The organism is Pantoea sp. X-Soil-YNGN-775, from assembly GCF_059730575.1.
In genome coordinates this window covers 3,827,788-3,843,898 of record NZ_AP035945.1, presented here as the reverse complement: position 1 = coordinate 3,843,898, position 16,111 = coordinate 3,827,788, and the positions used below count along the sequence as shown (strand labels likewise).

At 52.2% G+C, this 16,111-nt stretch carries 26 protein-coding genes; 24 read left to right on the top strand and 2 right to left on the bottom strand.

Going from position 1 to position 16,111, the window contains the following annotated elements; genetic code table 11:
• Position 1: 1 nt before the first annotated feature.
• A complete protein-coding gene (locus tag AC6I8I_RS18110; protein ID WP_010253033.1) occupies positions 2–196 on the top strand; it encodes a YheV family putative zinc ribbon protein in 195 nt (64 codons plus the stop codon).
• Between the two features lie 197 nt (positions 197–393).
• The gene (slyD, locus tag AC6I8I_RS18105; protein WP_312054415.1) at positions 394–954 is read left to right on the top strand and encodes a peptidylprolyl isomerase; all 561 of its coding nucleotides are present in this window, start codon (positions 394–396) and stop codon (positions 952–954) included.
• A 101-nt stretch (positions 955–1,055) separates the two neighbouring features.
• On the opposite strand, the gene AC6I8I_RS18100 is transcribed toward slyD, so the two are convergent.
• Positions 1,056–1,274, bottom strand: a complete 219-nt coding sequence (locus AC6I8I_RS18100) for a SlyX family protein (protein WP_013359251.1) — start codon at positions 1,272–1,274, stop codon at positions 1,056–1,058.
• Between the two features lie 268 nt (positions 1,275–1,542).
• On the opposite strand from AC6I8I_RS18100, the gene fkpA reads away from it, so the two are divergent.
• From fkpA to bfr, 11 genes are all read left to right on the top strand, one after another.
• A complete protein-coding gene (gene fkpA / locus AC6I8I_RS18095) occupies positions 1,543–2,379 on the top strand; it encodes an FKBP-type peptidyl-prolyl cis-trans isomerase (protein ID WP_031376818.1) in 837 nt (278 codons plus the stop codon).
• A 165-nt stretch (positions 2,380–2,544) separates the two neighbouring features.
• The gene (locus AC6I8I_RS18090) at positions 2,545–3,267 is read left to right on the top strand and encodes a helix-turn-helix transcriptional regulator (protein ID WP_031376819.1); all 723 of its coding nucleotides are present in this window, start codon (positions 2,545–2,547) and stop codon (positions 3,265–3,267) included.
• The gene (gene tusD / locus AC6I8I_RS18085) at positions 3,267–3,653 is read left to right on the top strand and encodes a sulfurtransferase complex subunit TusD (protein WP_312054419.1); all 387 of its coding nucleotides are present in this window, start codon (positions 3,267–3,269) and stop codon (positions 3,651–3,653) included. The genes AC6I8I_RS18090 and tusD overlap by 1 nt, the downstream gene beginning before the upstream one ends.
• Positions 3,653–4,012: a sulfurtransferase complex subunit TusC gene (gene tusC, locus AC6I8I_RS18080; RefSeq protein ID WP_279809634.1), complete on the top strand. Its 360-nt coding sequence runs from the start codon at positions 3,653–3,655 to the stop codon at positions 4,010–4,012. Before tusD ends, tusC begins: the two co-directional genes overlap by 1 nt.
• Positions 4,013–4,021: 9 nt before the next feature.
• Positions 4,022–4,309 (top strand): sulfurtransferase complex subunit TusB, encoded by a 288-nt coding sequence (tusB, locus tag AC6I8I_RS18075; protein ID WP_031376822.1) that lies wholly within the window; start codon positions 4,022–4,024, stop codon positions 4,307–4,309.
• A gap of 124 nt (positions 4,310–4,433) precedes the next feature.
• Positions 4,434–4,808, top strand: a complete 375-nt coding sequence (gene rpsL, locus AC6I8I_RS18070; protein ID WP_003852912.1) for a 30S ribosomal protein S12 — start codon at positions 4,434–4,436, stop codon at positions 4,806–4,808.
• Positions 4,809–4,904: 96 nt separating this feature from the next.
• A complete protein-coding gene (gene rpsG, locus AC6I8I_RS18065) occupies positions 4,905–5,375 on the top strand; it encodes a 30S ribosomal protein S7 (protein WP_013510774.1) in 471 nt (156 codons plus the stop codon).
• A gap of 90 nt (positions 5,376–5,465) precedes the next feature.
• Complete coding sequence (fusA, locus tag AC6I8I_RS18060; RefSeq protein WP_031376823.1) at positions 5,466–7,580, top strand: elongation factor G; 2,115 nt, start codon at positions 5,466–5,468, stop codon at positions 7,578–7,580.
• Positions 7,581–7,648: 68 nt separating this feature from the next.
• A complete protein-coding gene (gene tuf, locus AC6I8I_RS18055) occupies positions 7,649–8,833 on the top strand; it encodes an elongation factor Tu (protein WP_105099977.1) in 1,185 nt (394 codons plus the stop codon).
• Between the two features lie 173 nt (positions 8,834–9,006).
• Positions 9,007–9,201 (top strand): bacterioferritin-associated ferredoxin, encoded by a 195-nt coding sequence (bfd, locus tag AC6I8I_RS18050; RefSeq protein WP_312758939.1) that lies wholly within the window; start codon positions 9,007–9,009, stop codon positions 9,199–9,201.
• A 128-nt stretch (positions 9,202–9,329) separates the two neighbouring features.
• Positions 9,330–9,803 (top strand): bacterioferritin, encoded by a 474-nt coding sequence (gene bfr, locus AC6I8I_RS18045; RefSeq protein WP_312758919.1) that lies wholly within the window; start codon positions 9,330–9,332, stop codon positions 9,801–9,803.
• Here the strand turns inward: bfr and AC6I8I_RS18040 are convergent.
• Complete coding sequence (locus AC6I8I_RS18040) at positions 9,790–10,551, bottom strand: prepilin peptidase (protein WP_497828162.1); 762 nt, start codon at positions 10,549–10,551, stop codon at positions 9,790–9,792. The two genes, bfr and AC6I8I_RS18040, sit on opposite strands and share 14 nt — an antisense overlap.
• A 416-nt stretch (positions 10,552–10,967) precedes the next feature.
• Here AC6I8I_RS18040 and rpsJ point away from each other — a divergent pair, with 416 nt between their 5' ends.
• The 11 genes from rpsJ to rpsQ are packed head-to-tail and all read left to right on the top strand — an operon-like array spanning position 10,968 to position 15,920.
• A complete protein-coding gene (rpsJ, locus tag AC6I8I_RS18035; RefSeq protein ID WP_001181005.1) occupies positions 10,968–11,279 on the top strand; it encodes a 30S ribosomal protein S10 in 312 nt (103 codons plus the stop codon).
• 32 nt (positions 11,280–11,311) lie between these two features.
• The gene (gene rplC, locus AC6I8I_RS18030; protein ID WP_312057173.1) at positions 11,312–11,941 is read left to right on the top strand and encodes a 50S ribosomal protein L3; all 630 of its coding nucleotides are present in this window, start codon (positions 11,312–11,314) and stop codon (positions 11,939–11,941) included.
• 10 nt (positions 11,942–11,951) lie between these two features.
• Positions 11,952–12,557 (top strand): 50S ribosomal protein L4, encoded by a 606-nt coding sequence (rplD, locus tag AC6I8I_RS18025; protein WP_003850711.1) that lies wholly within the window; start codon positions 11,952–11,954, stop codon positions 12,555–12,557.
• Positions 12,554–12,856 carry a 50S ribosomal protein L23 gene (rplW, locus tag AC6I8I_RS18020; protein ID WP_031377828.1) on the top strand — a complete coding sequence of 101 codons (303 nt, stop codon included), beginning with the start codon at positions 12,554–12,556 and terminating at the stop codon, positions 12,854–12,856. Before rplD ends, rplW begins: the two co-directional genes overlap by 4 nt.
• 17 nt (positions 12,857–12,873) lie before the next feature.
• The gene (gene rplB / locus AC6I8I_RS18015; protein ID WP_031377829.1) at positions 12,874–13,695 is read left to right on the top strand and encodes a 50S ribosomal protein L2; all 822 of its coding nucleotides are present in this window, start codon (positions 12,874–12,876) and stop codon (positions 13,693–13,695) included.
• A 16-nt stretch (positions 13,696–13,711) separates the two neighbouring features.
• The gene (rpsS, locus tag AC6I8I_RS18010; RefSeq protein ID WP_001138115.1) at positions 13,712–13,990 is read left to right on the top strand and encodes a 30S ribosomal protein S19; all 279 of its coding nucleotides are present in this window, start codon (positions 13,712–13,714) and stop codon (positions 13,988–13,990) included.
• Between the two features lie 13 nt (positions 13,991–14,003).
• The gene (rplV, locus tag AC6I8I_RS18005) at positions 14,004–14,336 is read left to right on the top strand and encodes a 50S ribosomal protein L22 (protein ID WP_046289651.1); all 333 of its coding nucleotides are present in this window, start codon (positions 14,004–14,006) and stop codon (positions 14,334–14,336) included.
• A gap of 17 nt (positions 14,337–14,353) precedes the next feature.
• Positions 14,354–15,052 carry a 30S ribosomal protein S3 gene (rpsC, locus tag AC6I8I_RS18000; protein ID WP_009087585.1) on the top strand — a complete coding sequence of 233 codons (699 nt, stop codon included), beginning with the start codon at positions 14,354–14,356 and terminating at the stop codon, positions 15,050–15,052.
• A gap of 12 nt (positions 15,053–15,064) precedes the next feature.
• The gene (gene rplP / locus AC6I8I_RS17995) at positions 15,065–15,475 is read left to right on the top strand and encodes a 50S ribosomal protein L16 (protein ID WP_008927134.1); all 411 of its coding nucleotides are present in this window, start codon (positions 15,065–15,067) and stop codon (positions 15,473–15,475) included.
• The gene (rpmC, locus tag AC6I8I_RS17990) at positions 15,475–15,666 is read left to right on the top strand and encodes a 50S ribosomal protein L29 (RefSeq protein WP_003850146.1); all 192 of its coding nucleotides are present in this window, start codon (positions 15,475–15,477) and stop codon (positions 15,664–15,666) included. The genes rplP and rpmC overlap by 1 nt, the downstream gene beginning before the upstream one ends.
• Positions 15,666–15,920 (top strand): 30S ribosomal protein S17, encoded by a 255-nt coding sequence (gene rpsQ / locus AC6I8I_RS17985; RefSeq protein WP_003850147.1) that lies wholly within the window; start codon positions 15,666–15,668, stop codon positions 15,918–15,920. The genes rpmC and rpsQ overlap by 1 nt, the downstream gene beginning before the upstream one ends.
• Positions 15,921–16,111: the final 191 nt, after the last annotated feature.

Genomic DNA, 16,111 nt, shown 5'->3' with positions numbered 1-16,111 from the left:
CATGCGTAAACGTTTTATTGCCGGTGCGACCTGTCCGCACTGTCAGGAAAAAGACACGCTGGCGATGTGGCGTGAAAACAATGTTGATGTGGTGGAGTGCGTTAAGTGCGGCCACCAGATGCGTGAGGCCGATAAACAGGCCCGCGATCAGGTTCGCACCAATGAGCAGGTTATCGGGATTTTCCATCCCGAGTAGCGGAATGGCTCAGCTTTTTTTAAGCTTAAACTTACAGCGGGATTGAATTCCGTTACAATTGGCGCCATTAACGCTGTGGTCGCAAGAGAAAGGTTATGTCCTCTTGCACTCAGCAACGAACCTTTCTGGTTGGTGTTATTGCACGCAAGAATAGACCAATGAGACGGGATCTCAGCTCTCAACGGTTAGGAGATATCATGAAAGTAGCAAAAGACCTGGTGGTAAGCCTGGCCTATCAGGTACGTACAGAAGACGGCGTGTTAGTTGACGAGTCACCGGTGAGTGCACCGTTGGACTATCTGCACGGTCATGGTTCCCTGATTTCTGGTCTGGAAAATGCGCTGGAAAACCACGTAGCCGGCGACAAGTTTGACGTGCATATTCCGGCAAACGACGCGTACGGTCAGTACGATGACAACCTGGTACAGCGTGTACCGAAAGACGTTTTCATGGGCGTTGACGAACTGCAGGTTGGCATGCGCTTCCTGGCAGAAACCGATCAGGGTCCGGTGCCGGTAGAAATTACCGAAGTGGAAGACGATCACGTCGTGGTTGATGGTAACCACATGCTGGCGGGTCAGAACCTGAACTTTAACGTCGAAGTGGTCGCGATTCGTGAAGCCACACCGGAAGAACTGGCCCATGGTCACGTTCACGGTGCAGACGGCCATCATCACGACCACGACCATGATCACGGCCATGACCACGATCACGGCAAGGGTGGTTGCGGTACTGGCGGTTGCGGCTGCAGCCACTAAGACTGATTATCAGTTTCAGGGCCACCTTCGGGTGGCCTTTCTTTTGGCTGCACAGCGTACGCCGCTGCCACCGGTTCAGGCTGATCTGGCCAGGCGGCAGATCAGTAGTGCGGCGGCGGCGTCTCTTCAGACTGTGACGCGACCATCGACGGCGCGTTAGCTTTGAGCTTGTCGGTCAGAATACGCATCTGCTCACGCATCTTATTCATCTCCAGTTCGTGCTGCACCACCGCGCTGTTTAACTGCTCAATGGTCATCTCCTGGAAGGCCAGTTTACTCTCTAACGTCTCCAGACGCTGTTCCCACTCAGATTGTTGCATGACCTGTTCCTCTGTTAAGGTGCGACTCGGACGTGATTCTACGGGCTGGACGTGAAGAATCACCTGATTTTTAAACTATCTGTGGCGTTTCGCTTGAAAAAGCGCAGCGCGGCATCATCTCTGATGAAACTTCCTGATGCAAAAAAGGTCGGAGGTTAACCGGGTAATTACATTGTGGCAGTGTTCGCCACTGCCACGTAAAGTTATAGTGTGGACTCTGAAGTCCGCAATGATTCCCGAGGTTAGACGCTTCGGTTTTGGAGAATGGATGAAATCACTGTTTAAAGTCACATTGTTAGCTACCACTATGGCCGTCGCGCTGAATGCACCGCTGACAATGGCGGCAGAAACCGCGGCTGCACCGGCAACGGCAGCGGCACCACAGTCTGCTCCTCAGGCACCGAAAAATGCTGCCTTCAAAGATGAAGACCAGCAGTCTGCCTATGCACTGGGCGCCTCACTGGGTCGCTACATGGACAACTCCCTGAAGGAGCAGGAAAAACTGGGCATCAAGCTGGATAAGCAACAGCTGATCGCGGGTGTTCAGGATGCCTTCGGCGGCAAGAGCAAGCTGTCTGACGAAGAGATCGAGCAGACGCTGCAGGCTTTTGAAGGCCGCGTGAAAGGCGCAGCCTCCGCGAAAATGGAAAAAGATGCGAAAGAGAACGCCGAAAAGGGTGATGCTTACGCAACCAAATTCGCGAAAGAGAGCGGCGTGAAGAAAACTGAAAGCGGCCTGCTGTATAAAGTCGAGAAAGAAGGCACCGGCGCTGCCCCGACTGATAGCGACACGGTGGTCGTGAACTACAAAGGGACGCTGATCGACGGTACTGAGTTCGATAACTCCTATACTCGCGGTGAGCCGCTTTCCTTCCGTCTGGATGGTGTGATTCCGGGCTGGACCGAAGGTCTGAAGCACGTGAAGAAAGGCGGTAAGATTAAGCTGGTGATCCCACCACAGCTGGCTTACGGCAAAAATGGCGTTCCGGGTATTCCGGCTAACTCCACGCTGGTATTTGATGTCGAACTGCTTGATATCAAACCGGCCCCTAAAGCAGACGAAAAAGCGCAGGCACCTGCGGCTGACGCGAAAAAAGCACAGTAATCTGCTCACCGCCGCCTTCGGGCGGCGGTTTCATTTCTGCTTCATGACAAACCACTGGCATAAGCCGACGACATTTGCCAGACTAGCGCCTGCCTAATTATCCCAATATTGAGTCTGCCCATAAGCCGCTGTGACAGGCTCCAGCCATTCAGGGTGATCTCTTCAATGTCTAATCCATTCAATCCCGGTGAACTGAGCGACTTCGATCTGCTGGAGCAACGCCCGTTCGAACAAACAGATTACGATATTCTGAAATCATACGAGGCTGTCGTCGACGGACTGGCGATGCTGATCGGTTCGCATTGCGAAATTGTCCTGCACTCGCTGGAAGATCTCAAATGCTCGGCGGTGCGTATCGCCAATGGTGAGCACACCGGCCGCAAAGTGGGATCGCCGATTACCGATCTGGCGTTGCGGATGTTGCATGATATGCACGGCGCCGACAGCAACGTCTCCCGTGCCTACTTTACCCGCGCCAAAAGCGGGGTGCTGATGAAATCCGTCACCATCGCCATCCGCAACCGGCAGCAGCGGGTGATTGGTCTGCTCTGCATCAACATGAACCTGGATGTGCCGTTCTCGCAGATTATGTCGACTTTCCTGCCGCCGGAAATGCAGCAGGTTGATTCCAGCGTTAACTTTGCCAGCTCTGTCGACGACCTGGTGATGCAGACGCTTGAATTTACCATCGAGGAAGTCAGCGCCGATCGCAACGTCTCAAACAACGCTAAAAATCGGCAGATCGTCCTGAACCTGTACGAGAAGGGAATCTTCGATATTAAAGATGCGATCAACCAGGTTGCCGAGCGTCTTAATATTTCGAAGCACACGGTTTATCTCTACATTCGCCAGTTCAAAAACGGCGATTTTCAGGGACAGGATCGGTAATGCGTTACACCTTACTGGTCACCGGGCCAGCTTACGGTACGCAGCAGGCGACCAGCGCGCTACTGTTTGCCCGGGCGCTGGTGGCAGCCGGTCATCAGCTGGAGAGCGTCTTCTTCTATCGTGAAGGGGTGCTGAATGCCAATCAGCTGACCGCGCCGGCCAGTGATGAATATGATCTGGTACGGGCATGGCAGGCGCTGAATCAACAGCAGGGTGTGGCGCTTAATATCTGCGTTGCGGCGGCGTTGCGGCGTGGCGTGACCGATCAACAGGAAGCGGCACGCCTGCAGCTGTCCGGCAGTAATCTCCAGCCAGGGTTTACCCTGAGCGGTCTGGGAGCGCTGGCCGAAGCGGCGCTAAGCTGCGAACGACTGGTGCAGTTCTGATGAATCGAGTGGCTTTTGTATTTACCCGCGCACCGCACGGCAGCAGTGCCGGACGTGAAGGGCTGGATGCCGCCCTGGCGACTGGCGCACTGAGTGACGACATCGGGCTGTTCTTTATTGGCGATGGTGTACTGCAGCTCAATACACAGCAACAGCCCGAGGCGATAGAGAGCCGCCACTATGCGCCGACCTTTGGCGTGCTGGCGCTGTACGACATTGAGCACTGCTATCTCTGTCAGGAGTCGCTCACCGCGCGTGGAATGCAGGTTGACGCCGCCCGGGTGATGGATGTTACGCTATTGTCCGCGGTGGAACTGCGCCAGACGCTGGCCGGTTATGACCGCATACTTACCTTTTAAGGGCTCTTCATGCTGCATACTCTCCTGCACTCACCGGCTTACAGCGATCTTGAGACTCTGCTGTTAATGGTGGATGCGGATGACGACATACTGTTACTGCAGGATGGTGTGATCGCCGCCTTAGCCGGTAGTCGGGCACTGCAACAGCTTTCAGGCTGTGCGGCTGCACTGTGGGTACTGGACGAAGATGTGCGTGCTCGCGGCCTCGCTGGACAAATTTCGACCAGTGTGCGTCCGGTAGACTATACTGGTTTCGTCGCGCTGACGGTAAAGCATCCGCAACAAATGACCTGGTAATCGTCTAAAACCTGGTTATTTCTTGACACCCTTTTGACGCAGCCCTAAAATTCTGCCTCCTCGTAATTCTACGAGGCGATTTATTACGTGTTTACGAAGCAAAAGCAAATCCAGGAGCTATTTAATGGCAACAGTTAACCAGCTGGTTCGCAAACCACGCGTCCGCAAAGTTGCAAAGAGCAACGTGCCGGCGCTGGAAGCTTGCCCGCAAAAACGTGGCGTTTGTACTCGTGTGTACACCACCACTCCTAAAAAACCAAACTCAGCACTGCGTAAAGTTTGCCGTGTGCGTTTGACTAACGGTTTTGAAGTTACCTCCTACATCGGCGGTGAAGGTCATAACCTGCAGGAACACTCCGTGATCCTGATCCGTGGCGGTCGTGTAAAAGACCTGCCAGGTGTGCGTTACCACACCGTTCGTGGCGCGCTTGACTGCTCAGGTGTTAAAGACCGTAAGCAGGCTCGCTCCAAGTACGGCGTGAAGAAGCCAAAGGCTTAATGGTTCTCCGTTAAGTAAGGCCAAACGTTTTAAATTAAATGTCAAAATAAACTCGTAGAGTTTTGGACAATCCTGAATTAACAACGGAGTATTTCCATGCCACGTCGTCGCGTCATTGGTCAGCGTAAAATTCTGCCAGATCCTAAGTTCGGATCAGAGCTGCTGGCCAAATTTGTAAATATCCTGATGGTAGATGGTAAAAAATCTACTGCTGAATCAATCGTTTATACCGCGCTTGAGACCCTGGCTCAGCGTTCAGGTAAAAACGAACTGGAAGCCTTTGAAGTAGCCCTGGAAAACGTACGTCCGACTGTCGAAGTTAAGTCACGTCGCGTTGGTGGTTCTACCTATCAGGTACCAGTAGAAGTCCGTCCGGTTCGTCGTAATGCTCTGGCAATGCGTTGGATCGTAGAAGCTGCTCGTAAACGCGGTGATAAATCAATGGCTCTTCGCCTGGCGAACGAACTTTCTGATGCTGCAGAGAACAAAGGTACTGCAGTTAAGAAACGTGAAGACGTTCACCGCATGGCAGAAGCCAACAAGGCGTTCGCACACTACCGTTGGTAATCACCACGTAGATGTTAAACCAGCGGGCGCTCAATTAGCCAACCCGCTGGGGTCGACTTACCTTGAACGCCCGAGAATCAGAGGAATCAAATGGCTCGTAAAACACCCATTGCTCGCTACCGTAATATCGGTATCAGTGCGCACATCGACGCCGGTAAGACTACCACTACCGAACGCGTTCTGTTCTACACCGGTGTAAACCACAAAATCGGTGAAGTACATGACGGCGCAGCAACCATGGACTGGATGGAGCAGGAACAGGAACGTGGTATTACCATCACTTCCGCTGCGACCACCTGTTACTGGTCTGGTATGGCTAAGCAGTTTGAACCACACCACATCAACATCATCGACACCCCAGGACACGTTGACTTCACCATCGAAGTTGAACGTTCTATGCGTGTGCTTGATGGCGCGGTAATGGTTTACTGTGCAGTTGGTGGCGTTCAGCCACAGTCTGAGACCGTATGGCGTCAGGCTAACAAATATAAAGTTCCACGCATTGCGTTCGTCAACAAAATGGACCGCATGGGTGCTAACTTCCTGAAAGTTGTAAACCAGATGGAAGTTCGTCTGGGCGCAACTCCAGTTCCTCTGCAGCTGGCTATCGGCGCAGAAGAGAAATTCACCGGTGTTGTTGACCTGGTGAAAATGAAAGCAATCAACTGGAACGACGCAGACCAGGGTGTAACCTTCGACTACGAAGATATTCCAGCTGATATGCAGGAACTGGCTGAAGAATGGCATGCGAAGCTGGTTGAAGCCGCTGCTGAAGGCTCTGATGAGCTGATGGAGAAATTCTTCGGTGGTGAAGAACTGACTGAAGAAGAGATCAAAACATCTCTGCGTAAGCGCGTTCTGAACAACGAAATTATCCTGGTAACCTGTGGTTCTGCATTTAAGAACAAAGGTGTTCAGGCGATGCTGGATGCAGTTGTTGAATATCTGCCAGCACCGACTGACGTTACCGCGATCAACGGTATGCTGGACGACGGTAAAGACACGCCGGCTGTTCGTCACTCTGATGACAACGAGCCGTTTGCTGCACTGGCGTTCAAAATCGCTACCGACCCGTTCGTGGGTAACTTAACCTTCTTCCGCGTTTACTCTGGTGTTGTTAACACGGGTGACACCGTGTTCAACCCGGTTAAGTCAAACCGTGAGCGTCTGGGCCGTATCGTTCAGATGCACGCTAACAAGCGTGAAGAGATTAAAGAAGTTCGTGCGGGTGATATCGCAGCTGCGATCGGCCTGAAAGATGTGACCACTGGTGACACCCTGTGTGACCCAGATAACGTCATCATCCTTGAGCGCATGGAGTTCCCGGAGCCGGTAATCTCTATCGCCGTTGAGCCAAAAACCAAAGCTGACCAGGAAAAAATGGGTCTGGCTCTGGGCCGTCTGGCAAAAGAAGACCCATCATTCCGCGTATGGACTGATGAAGAATCTAACCAGACCATCATCGCCGGTATGGGTGAATTGCACCTCGACATCATCGTTGACCGTATGAAACGTGAGTTCAACGTTGAAGCAAACGTGGGTAAACCACAGGTTGCTTACCGTGAAGCGATTCGCACCAAAGTTACCGATGTTGAAGGTAAACATGCCAAGCAGTCTGGTGGTCGTGGTCAGTATGGTCATGTTGTTATCGACATGTACCCACTGGAGCCAGGTTCGAACCCGAAAGGCTACGAATTTGTCAACGACATCAAAGGTGGTGTGATTCCTGGTGAATACATCCCTGCGGTTGACAAAGGTATCCAGGAGCAGCTGAAATCAGGCCCTCTGGCTGGTTACCCGGTTGTGGATCTGGGCGTGCGTCTGCACTTCGGTTCTTACCACGATGTCGACTCCTCAGAACTGGCGTTTAAACTGGCCGCGTCTCTTGCCTTCAAACAAGGCTTTAAACAAGCGACACCTGTTCTGCTTGAACCTATCATGAAGGTTGAAGTTGAAACGCCAGAAGAGAACACGGGTGATGTCATCGGTGACCTTAGCCGCCGTCGTGGTATGCTTAAAGGGCAGGAATCTAACGCTACTGGCGTTCAGATTCACGCTGAAGTTCCGCTGTCTGAAATGTTCGGATACGCAACTCAGCTGCGTTCTCTGACCAAAGGTCGTGCTTCGTACTCCATGGAGTTCCTGAAGTATGACGATGCGCCGAACAACGTAGCGCAGGCCGTTATTGAAGCTCGTAGCAAATAAGCTACGGTTTAAATTTGAACTGATGCCTTCACCCAGACGGTGAAGGCACAACGTAAGGAATTATCGCCATGGCGAAAGAGCAATTTCAGCGTAACAAACTGCACGTAAACGTGGGCACCATCGGTCACGTCGACCACGGTAAAACCACCCTGACTGCAGCTATCACCACCGTACTGTCTAAAACTTACGGCGGCCAGGCGCGTGCATTCGATCAGATCGATAACGCACCAGAAGAGAAAGCACGTGGTATCACCATCAACACTTCACACGTTGAGTATGAAACCCCGACTCGTCACTATGCACACGTTGACTGCCCAGGCCACGCCGACTATGTGAAAAACATGATCACCGGTGCTGCGCAGATGGACGGCGCGATCCTGGTTGTTGCTGCGACTGATGGCCCAATGCCACAGACCCGTGAGCACATCCTGCTGGGTCGTCAGGTTGGCGTTCCTTACATCATCGTGTTCCTGAACAAGTGTGACATGGTTGATGATGAAGAGCTGCTGGAACTGGTTGAGATGGAAGTCCGTGACCTGCTGTCAGCCTATGACTTCCCAGGCGACGACACTCCAATCGTTCGTGGTTCTGCTCTGAAAGCGCTGGAAGGCGAAGCAGAGTGGGAAGCGAAAATCATCGAACTGGCTGAGCACCTGGATAACTACATTCCAGAGCCACAGCGTGCGATCGACATGCCGTTCCTGCTGCCAATCGAAGACGTATTCTCAATCTCTGGCCGTGGTACTGTTGTTACCGGTCGTGTTGAGCGCGGCATCGTTAAAGTCGGCGACGAAGTTGAAATCGTGGGTATCAAAGATACTGCGAAATCAACCTGTACCGGTGTTGAGATGTTCCGTAAGCTGCTGGACCAGGGTCAGGCAGGCGAAAACTGTGGTGTTCTGCTGCGCGGTATCAAGCGTGAAGACATCCAGCGTGGCCAGGTTCTGGCTAAGCCAGGCAGCATCAAGCCACACACCCAGTTCGAGTCAGAAGTTTACGTTCTGTCTAAAGATGAAGGCGGCCGTCATACTCCGTTCTTCAAAGGCTACCGTCCTCAGTTCTACTTCCGTACTACTGACGTAACGGGCTCAGTTGAGCTGCCAGAAGGCGTTGAGATGGTAATGCCAGGCGACAACATCAAAATGGTTGTTACCCTGATCCACCCAATCGCAATGGACGAAGGTCTGCGCTTCGCAATCCGCGAAGGCGGCCGTACCGTTGGTGCGGGTGTTGTTGCTAAAGTTATCGCTTAATTGTGATATCTGCTGTGGTCGTGCAAACGGCCACTGCAACAGAATAAAAGAGCACTTCGGTGCTCTTTTTTTTTGCCGGTCGGAAAAGGGGATGTCCCTACAAATGCTGGGTTTGAAATAAAAACGATTCGCATTTACACTGTGTACAGAAAATGTACCAGAGTGATGAATCAATGTACGTCTGCCTGTGTAATGCCATTAGTGATAAAACCCTTCGTGAAGTCGTTCGCCGCTATCAGCCCCGATCAATCCAGCAGCTTCGGCAGTTTGTGCCGGTTGGAAAGCAGTGTGGCAAGTGTATTCGCGCCGCGCGTGAAATCATGGACGCAGAAATGCAACATGCCCCGCTGTATAAAGAGATAGCCTGAGCATAAAGCACATGACCGATCGTCATGCACTCTGTGCTGCGTGCTAATAACCACATTATTTGTCGCGTTTTTTTGACTTCTTTTTAACCGCATCTACGCTCTAATAAACCGGACGCGGAGGGTTAACAATGAAGGGCGATATAAAAGTTATCAGTCATCTCAATAAACTGCTTGGAAATGAGCTGGTTGCTGTCAACCAGTACTTTTTGCATGCGCGCATGTTCAAAAACTGGGGGCTGATCCGCCTCAACGATGTCGAATACCATGAATCAATCGATGAGATGAAGCATGCCGACAAGTACATTGAGCGCATTCTGTTTCTGGAGGGTATTCCCAATCTGCAGGATCTAGGCCGGCTGCGCATTGGTGAAGATGTCGAAGAGATGCTGGGTTCCGATCTCAGCCTGGAGCTGGAAGGCGCAAAAGATTTGCGTGAGGCGATTGCCTACGCAGACAAAGTCCATGACTACGTCAGTCGGGACATGATGATTGAAATCCTGGCGGATGAAGAGCATCACATCGACTGGATTGAAACCGAACTTGAGCTTATCCGCAAAATGGGCATTCAGAATTACCTGCAGGCGCAGATCAAAGAAGAGTAAACCGCGTCTGCAGCACCATCATCATCCAGCCCGCAATGGCCAGGAATGGGCCAAACGGCAGCGGGCTGTTACCTCTCTCTGTTGACCCTCGCCACCGCCCGACCAGTACCGTCCCTAACGCCAGAGAGGTTGCCCCTACCGCAATCCAGGGAAGTGCCTGCCAGCCACAACAGCTTCCCAGCGCCGCAAACAGCTTCATGTCGCCATATCCCAGCCCCTCAATGCCCCGGGCTAGCCGATACCCCCATCCCAGCAGCCATAGCGTGCTGTAGCCTGTCAGGCCGCCGATAACAGCCGCCGCCCCCGATCCGGCGGTCAGTGCATGGGTTAAGCCGAGCCAGAGCAGCATATAGTTGAGCGGGTCCGGAAGACAGAAATGCCGGCGGTCAATCGCGGCCAGCACCAGTAGCAGACATGAGCTGGCAATGATGAACAGGCTGTCGGTTATTCGCTCAAAGGTACTAAACGCCAGCAGGCACAGCAGCGCTACCAGTGTTTCGACAACCAGGCTGTGCGGACTAAAGGGGTGGCGGCAGACGCGACATTTACCGCGTAAGGCTGGCCAGCTAATCAGCGGTAAACGATCGCGCCATAACAAGGGGCGCTGACAGTGCTCACACTGCGAGCCGGGGACGCAGAGTGAATGGAACCACTCGGCGGGCGAATCAGTCGGAGAGAAGCGCTGACAGACCAGAGCGATAAAACTACCCAGAGCGCTGGCGATAATAAAAATGACAATATCGATCATGAAGTAATGCGGCACGGTCAGGGCTCCTGATTCAGCAACGGGTCTGAGGTGACTTTGCGCATAACCCGGTTGTCTGTCATGACGGGAATGCTGATACAGGAAAACAGCGCACAATAAAAGTGGCGGACTCAACCGCAGGATGGCAGGGCAGTGCGAGCTGGATCTGAAAAGCACGGACGATAAACCCGGTTAAAACCACAACACGGGTTGCTTCCTGAGCAGATTTACGTATAATGCGCGGGCCTGCAGATATTGCAGGCGCGATTCGAGCAGAATCGCAGACGGCAGAATTTTAGGCCGCCTGACAATACTCCCAATTGGGGAGTTATATGCTGAACGATTACACTCTCCCATCAATCGTAATGGGCTCGAGTAGTAATTTTTTTCGTCTATAAAAAGTTTGGAGCTCTGGTCTCATGCAGAACCAAAGAATCCGTATCCGTCTTAAAGCGTTTGATCATCGTCTGATCGATCAATCAACCGCGGAAATCGTTGAGACCGCCAAGCGCACTGGTGCGCAGGTTCGTGGTCCGATCCCGCTGCCAACCCGTAAAGAGCGCTTTACCGTTCTGATCTCTCCGCACGTTAACAAAGATGCGCGTGATCAGTACGAAATCCGCACTCACAAGCGTCTGGTAGACATCGTTGAGCCAACTGAAAAAACCGTTGATGCTCTGATGCGTCTGGATCTGGCTGCCGGTGTTGACGTGCAGATCAGCCTGGGTTAATCAGGTCATCGAGCGATTGAGAGGTTGAAACAATGATTGGTTTAGTCGGTAAAAAAGTGGGCATGACCCGCATCTTCACTGAAGATGGCGTTTCTATCCCCGTCACCGTAATCGAAGTTGAAGCGAACCGCGTTACTCAGGTCAAAGGCCTGGAAAACGATGGTTACCAGGCAATTCAGGTTACCACCGGTGCTAAAAAAGCAAACCGTGTGAACAAACCTGAAGCTGGTCATTTTGCTAAAGCTGGCGTTGAAGCTGGCCGTGGCCTGTGGGAATTCCGCACCGCTGAAGGTGAAGAGTTCTCTGTAGGTCAGAGCATCAGCGTTGAGATTTTCGCTGAAGTTAAAAAAGTTGACGTAACCGGTACCTCTAAAGGTAAAGGTTTCGCCGGTACCGTTAAGCGCTGGAACTTCCGTACCCAGGACGCGACTCACGGTAACTCCTTGTCTCACCGCGTTCCGGGTTCTATCGGTCAGAACCAGACTCCGGGCAAAGTGTTCAAAGGCAAGAAAATGGCAGGTCAGCTGGGTAATGAGCGCGTAACCGTTCAGAGTCTGGACGTAGTACGTGTTGACGCTGAGCGCAACCTGCTGCTGGTTAAAGGTGCTGTCCCGGGTGCAACCGGTAGCGACCTGATCGTTAAACCAGCTGTGAAGGCGTAAGGGGATAGCAATGGAATTAGTATTGAAAGACGCGCAGAGCGCGCTGACTGTTTCCGAAACTACCTTCGGTCGTGATTTCAACGAAGCGCTGGTTCACCAGGTTGTTGTTGCTTACGCATCTGGCGCCCGCCAGGGTACTCGTGCGCAGAAAACGCGTGCAGAAGTAACCGGTTCAGGCAAAAAGCCATGGCGTCAAAAAGGCACCGGCCGTGCGCGTGCAGGTTCTGTAAAGAGCCCAATCTGGCGTTCAGGTGGTGTGACCTTTGCTGCGAAGCCGCAGGACCACAGTCAAAAAGTTAACAAAAAGATGTACCGCGGCGCGCTGAAAAGCATCCTGTCCGAACTGGTACGTCAAGATCGTCTGATCGTTGTCGAATCATTCGCTGTAGAAGCACCGAAAACCAAGCTGCTGGTACAGAAACTGAAAGACATGGCGCTGGAAGACGTGCTGATCATCACTGGCGAACTGGATGAGAATCTGTTCCTGGCTGCGCGTAACCTGTACAAGGTAGACGTGCGTGATGCATCAGGTATCGATCCAGTTAGCCTGATCGCCTTCGACAAAGTCGTTATGACTGCTGATGCAGTTAAGCAAGTTGAGGAGATGCTGGCATGATCCGTGAAGAACGTCTGCTGAAAGTACTGCGCGCGCCGCACGTATCTGAAAAGGCATCTAGCGCGATGGAAAAAACCAATACCATCGTACTCAAAGTAGCTAATGACGCGACCAAAGCAGAGATCGTTGCTGCTGTTGAGAAACTGTTCGAAGTAGAAGTGAAAGACGTAAACACCCTGGTCGTTAAGGGTAAAGTTAAGCGTCACGGACAGCGTATCGGTCGTCGTAGCGACTGGAAAAAAGCTTACGTCACCCTGAAGGAAGGCCAGAATCTGGACTTCGTCGGCGGCGCTGAGTAAGTCGGAGGAGAAAGACAATGGCAGTTGTTAAATGTAAACCGACATCTCCGGGTCGTCGCCACGTCGTAAAAGTGGTGAACCCAGAGCTGCACAAGGGCAAGCCGTTTGCTCCATTGCTGGAAAAAAACAGCAAATCCGGTGGCCGCAACAACAACGGTCGCATCACTACCCGTCACATCGGTGGTGGTCATAAGCAGGCTTACCGTCTGGTTGACTTCAAACGCAACAAAGATGGTATCCCGGCAGTTGTTGAACGTCTTGAGTACGATCCGAACCGCTCTGCGAACATCGCACTGGTTCTGTACAAAGACGGCGAGCGCCGTTATATCCTGGCCCCTAAAGGCCTGAAAGCCGGCGACCAGATCCAATCTGGCGTTGATGCTGCGATCAAAGCAGGTAACACTCTGCCGATGCGTAACATCCCGGTGGGTTCTACCGTGCATAACGTAGAAATGAAACCAGGCAAAGGCGGTCAGATTGCTCGCTCAGCCGGTGCTTACGTGCAGATCGTTGCGCGTGAAGGTTCTTACGTTACCCTGCGTCTGCGTTCTGGTGAAATGCGTAAAGTCGAATCTGACTGCCGCGCAACACTGGGCGAAGTCGGCAACGCTGAGCATATGCTGCGCGTTCTGGGTAAAGCTGGTGCAGCCCGTTGGCGTGGTGTTCGTCCGACCGTTCGTGGTACCGCGATGAACCCAGTTGATCACCCGCACGGTGGTGGTGAAGGTCGTAACTTTGGTAAGCACCCGGTAACTCCGTGGGGCGTTCAGACCAAAGGTAAGAAGACCCGTAGCAACAAGCGTACTGATAAATTTATCGTACGTCGCCGTAGCAAATAATATTAGAGGATAAGCCATGCCACGTTCTCTCAAGAAAGGTCCTTTTATTGACCTGCACTTGCTGAAGAAGGTAGAGAAAGCGGTGGAAAGCGGTGACAAGAAGCCTTTGCGCACTTGGTCCCGTCGTTCAACGATCTTTCCTAACATGATCGGTTTGACCATCGCTGTCCATAATGGTCGTCAGCACGTTCCTGTCTTTGTTTCCGACGAAATGGTTGGTCACAAACTGGGTGAATTCGCGCCGACACGTACTTATCGCGGTCACGCGGCTGATAAAAAAGCCAAGAAGAAATAAGTAGGAGGAAGAGATGGAAACTATTGCTCAACATCGCCATGCTCGTTCTTCTGCTCAGAAGGTACGCCTGGTGGCGGACCTGATTCGCGGTAAGAAAGTGTCGCAGGCTCTGGATATTTTAACCTACACCAACAAGAAAGCGGCTGTACTGGTTAAGAAAGTCCTGGAATCTGCCATTGCTAACGCCGAACACAACGATGGCGCTGATATCGACGATCTGAAAATCACGAAAATTTTCGTAGATGAAGGTCCGACCATGAAACGCATTATGCCGCGTGCCAAAGGTCGTGCAGATCGCATCCTGAAGCGCACCAGCCACATTACTGTGGTTGTGTCCGATCGCTGAGACTCTGGAGACTAGCAATGGGTCAGAAAGTACATCCTAATGGTATTCGCCTGGGTATTGTAAAACCATGGAACTCTACCTGGTTTGCGAACACCAAAGAATTCGCTGACAACCTGGACAGCGACTTTAAAGTACGTCAGTTCCTGACAAAAGAACTGGCTAAAGCGTCTGTATCTCGTATCGTTATCGAGCGTCCAGCGAAGAGCATCCGTGTGACTATTCACACTGCTCGTCCGGGCATCGTGATCGGTAAGAAAGGTGAAGACGTAGAAAAACTGCGCACGGTCGTCGCGAACATCGCTGGCGTTCCTGCACAGATTAACATCGCTGAAGTCCGTAAACCGGAACTGGACGCGAAACTGGTAGCTGACAGCATCACTTCACAGCTGGAGCGTCGTGTGATGTTCCGTCGTGCTATGAAGCGTGCGGTTCAGAACGCCATGCGTCTGGGCGCGAAGGGGATTAAAGTTGAAGTTAGCGGCCGTCTGGGCGGCGCCGAGATCGCACGTACCGAATGGTATCGTGAAGGTCGCGTGCCGTTGCACACTCTGCGTGCTGACATTGACTACAACACCTCTGAAGCGCACACCACTTATGGTGTAATCGGCGTTAAGGTATGGATCTTCAAAGGTGAGATCCTGGGTGGTATGGCTGCTGTTGAACAACCGGAACCGGCTGCTCAACCTAAAAAGCAGCAGCGTAAAGGCCGTAAGTAAGGAGAGTCGCTGATGTTACAACCAAAGCGTACGAAATTCCGTAAAGTGCACAAAGGCCGTAACCGCGGTCTGGCTGCGGGTACGGATGTCAGCTTCGGTACTTTCGGTCTGAAAGCTGTTGGCCGTGGTCGTCTGACTGCTCGTCAGATCGAAGCAGCACGTCGTGCTATGACCCGTGCAGTTAAGCGTCAAGGTAAGATCTGGATCCGAGTATTCCCGGACAAACCGATCACCGAGAAGCCGCTGGAAGTGCGTATGGGTAAAGGTAAGGGTAACGTAGAGTATTGGGTTGCCCTGATCCAGCCTGGTAAAGTCCTGTATGAAATGGACGGCGTACCAGAAGAGCTGGCCCGTGAAGCATTCAAGCTGGCAGCAGCAAAACTGCCTATCAAAACCACCTTTGTAACTAAGACGGTGATGTAATGAAAGCAACAGAGCTGCGTGAAAAAAGCGTTGAAGAGCTGAACACTGAGCTGCTTAATCTGCTGCGTGAGCAATTTAACCTGCGCATGCAGGCAGCATCTGGCCAACTGCAGCAGACTCATCTGCTGAAGCAAGTGCGCCGTGATGTTGCACGCGTTAAGACTTTACTGACTGAGAAGGCGGGTTCGTAATGACCGATAAAATCCGTACTCTGCAGGGTCGTGTAGTAAGTGACAAAATGCAGAAATCTGCAGTTGTTGCTATCGAACGTTTCGTGAAACACCCGATCTACGGCAAATTCATCAAACGTACGACTAAGCTGCACATCCATGACGAGAACAATGAATGTGGAATTGGCGACGTGGTAGAAATCCGCGAATGCCGTCCACTGTCCAAGACTAAATCCTGGACCCTGGTTCGCGTAATTGAGAAAGCTGTTCTGTAATAAGAATGGTTTTTTCTGAGAAAACCCTCTGCTTCGGCAGGGGGTTTTTTTTGCCTGTGGATCGGGCATCGATCCCTTTATCAGAGGATCATCGGAGATGAGGATCAGCTGTGCGGTGGAACAGGTTGTGGCTTTTGGTCAGGACGGCTTAAGCCTGCGGGCTGTAAAAGGCGGACACTTATTGTTAGCTT

What these genes read in the sequence shown, in the direction of transcription:
- tusC (WP_279809634.1), top strand. Translation starts at nt 3,653, where the DNA reads ATGAATCGAGTGGCTTTTGTATTTACCCGCGCACCGCACGGCAGCAGT.
- rplV (WP_046289651.1), top strand. Translation starts at nt 14,004, where the DNA reads ATGGAAACTATTGCTCAACATCGCCATGCTCGTTCTTCTGCTCAGAAG.
- rplC (WP_312057173.1), top strand. Translation starts at nt 11,312, where the DNA reads ATGATTGGTTTAGTCGGTAAAAAAGTGGGCATGACCCGCATCTTCACT.
- rplW (WP_031377828.1), top strand. Translation starts at nt 12,554, where the DNA reads ATGATCCGTGAAGAACGTCTGCTGAAAGTACTGCGCGCGCCGCACGTA.
- bfd (WP_312758939.1), top strand. Translation starts at nt 9,007, where the DNA reads ATGTACGTCTGCCTGTGTAATGCCATTAGTGATAAAACCCTTCGTGAA.
- rpsG (WP_013510774.1), top strand. Translation starts at nt 4,905, where the DNA reads ATGCCACGTCGTCGCGTCATTGGTCAGCGTAAAATTCTGCCAGATCCT.
- AC6I8I_RS18090 (WP_031376819.1), top strand. Translation starts at nt 2,545, where the DNA reads ATGTCTAATCCATTCAATCCCGGTGAACTGAGCGACTTCGATCTGCTG.
- rplB (WP_031377829.1), top strand. Translation starts at nt 12,874, where the DNA reads ATGGCAGTTGTTAAATGTAAACCGACATCTCCGGGTCGTCGCCACGTC.
- rplP (WP_008927134.1), top strand. Translation starts at nt 15,065, where the DNA reads ATGTTACAACCAAAGCGTACGAAATTCCGTAAAGTGCACAAAGGCCGT.
- AC6I8I_RS18040 (WP_497828162.1), bottom strand. Translation starts at nt 10,551, where the DNA reads ATGATCGATATTGTCATTTTTATTATCGCCAGCGCTCTGGGTAGTTTT.
- fusA (WP_031376823.1), top strand. Translation starts at nt 5,466, where the DNA reads ATGGCTCGTAAAACACCCATTGCTCGCTACCGTAATATCGGTATCAGT.
- AC6I8I_RS18110 (WP_010253033.1), top strand. Translation starts at nt 2, where the DNA reads ATGCGTAAACGTTTTATTGCCGGTGCGACCTGTCCGCACTGTCAGGAA.
- rplD (WP_003850711.1), top strand. Translation starts at nt 11,952, where the DNA reads ATGGAATTAGTATTGAAAGACGCGCAGAGCGCGCTGACTGTTTCCGAA.
- tusD (WP_312054419.1), top strand. Translation starts at nt 3,267, where the DNA reads ATGCGTTACACCTTACTGGTCACCGGGCCAGCTTACGGTACGCAGCAG.
- rpsS (WP_001138115.1), top strand. Translation starts at nt 13,712, where the DNA reads ATGCCACGTTCTCTCAAGAAAGGTCCTTTTATTGACCTGCACTTGCTG.
- slyD (WP_312054415.1), top strand. Translation starts at nt 394, where the DNA reads ATGAAAGTAGCAAAAGACCTGGTGGTAAGCCTGGCCTATCAGGTACGT.
- AC6I8I_RS18100 (WP_013359251.1), bottom strand. Translation starts at nt 1,274, where the DNA reads ATGCAACAATCTGAGTGGGAACAGCGTCTGGAGACGTTAGAGAGTAAA.
- rpmC (WP_003850146.1), top strand. Translation starts at nt 15,475, where the DNA reads ATGAAAGCAACAGAGCTGCGTGAAAAAAGCGTTGAAGAGCTGAACACT.
- rpsQ (WP_003850147.1), top strand. Translation starts at nt 15,666, where the DNA reads ATGACCGATAAAATCCGTACTCTGCAGGGTCGTGTAGTAAGTGACAAA.
- tuf (WP_105099977.1), top strand. Translation starts at nt 7,649, where the DNA reads ATGGCGAAAGAGCAATTTCAGCGTAACAAACTGCACGTAAACGTGGGC.
- rpsL (WP_003852912.1), top strand. Translation starts at nt 4,434, where the DNA reads ATGGCAACAGTTAACCAGCTGGTTCGCAAACCACGCGTCCGCAAAGTT.
- rpsC (WP_009087585.1), top strand. Translation starts at nt 14,354, where the DNA reads ATGGGTCAGAAAGTACATCCTAATGGTATTCGCCTGGGTATTGTAAAA.
- bfr (WP_312758919.1), top strand. Translation starts at nt 9,330, where the DNA reads ATGAAGGGCGATATAAAAGTTATCAGTCATCTCAATAAACTGCTTGGA.
- fkpA (WP_031376818.1), top strand. Translation starts at nt 1,543, where the DNA reads ATGAAATCACTGTTTAAAGTCACATTGTTAGCTACCACTATGGCCGTC.
- tusB (WP_031376822.1), top strand. Translation starts at nt 4,022, where the DNA reads ATGCTGCATACTCTCCTGCACTCACCGGCTTACAGCGATCTTGAGACT.
- rpsJ (WP_001181005.1), top strand. Translation starts at nt 10,968, where the DNA reads ATGCAGAACCAAAGAATCCGTATCCGTCTTAAAGCGTTTGATCATCGT.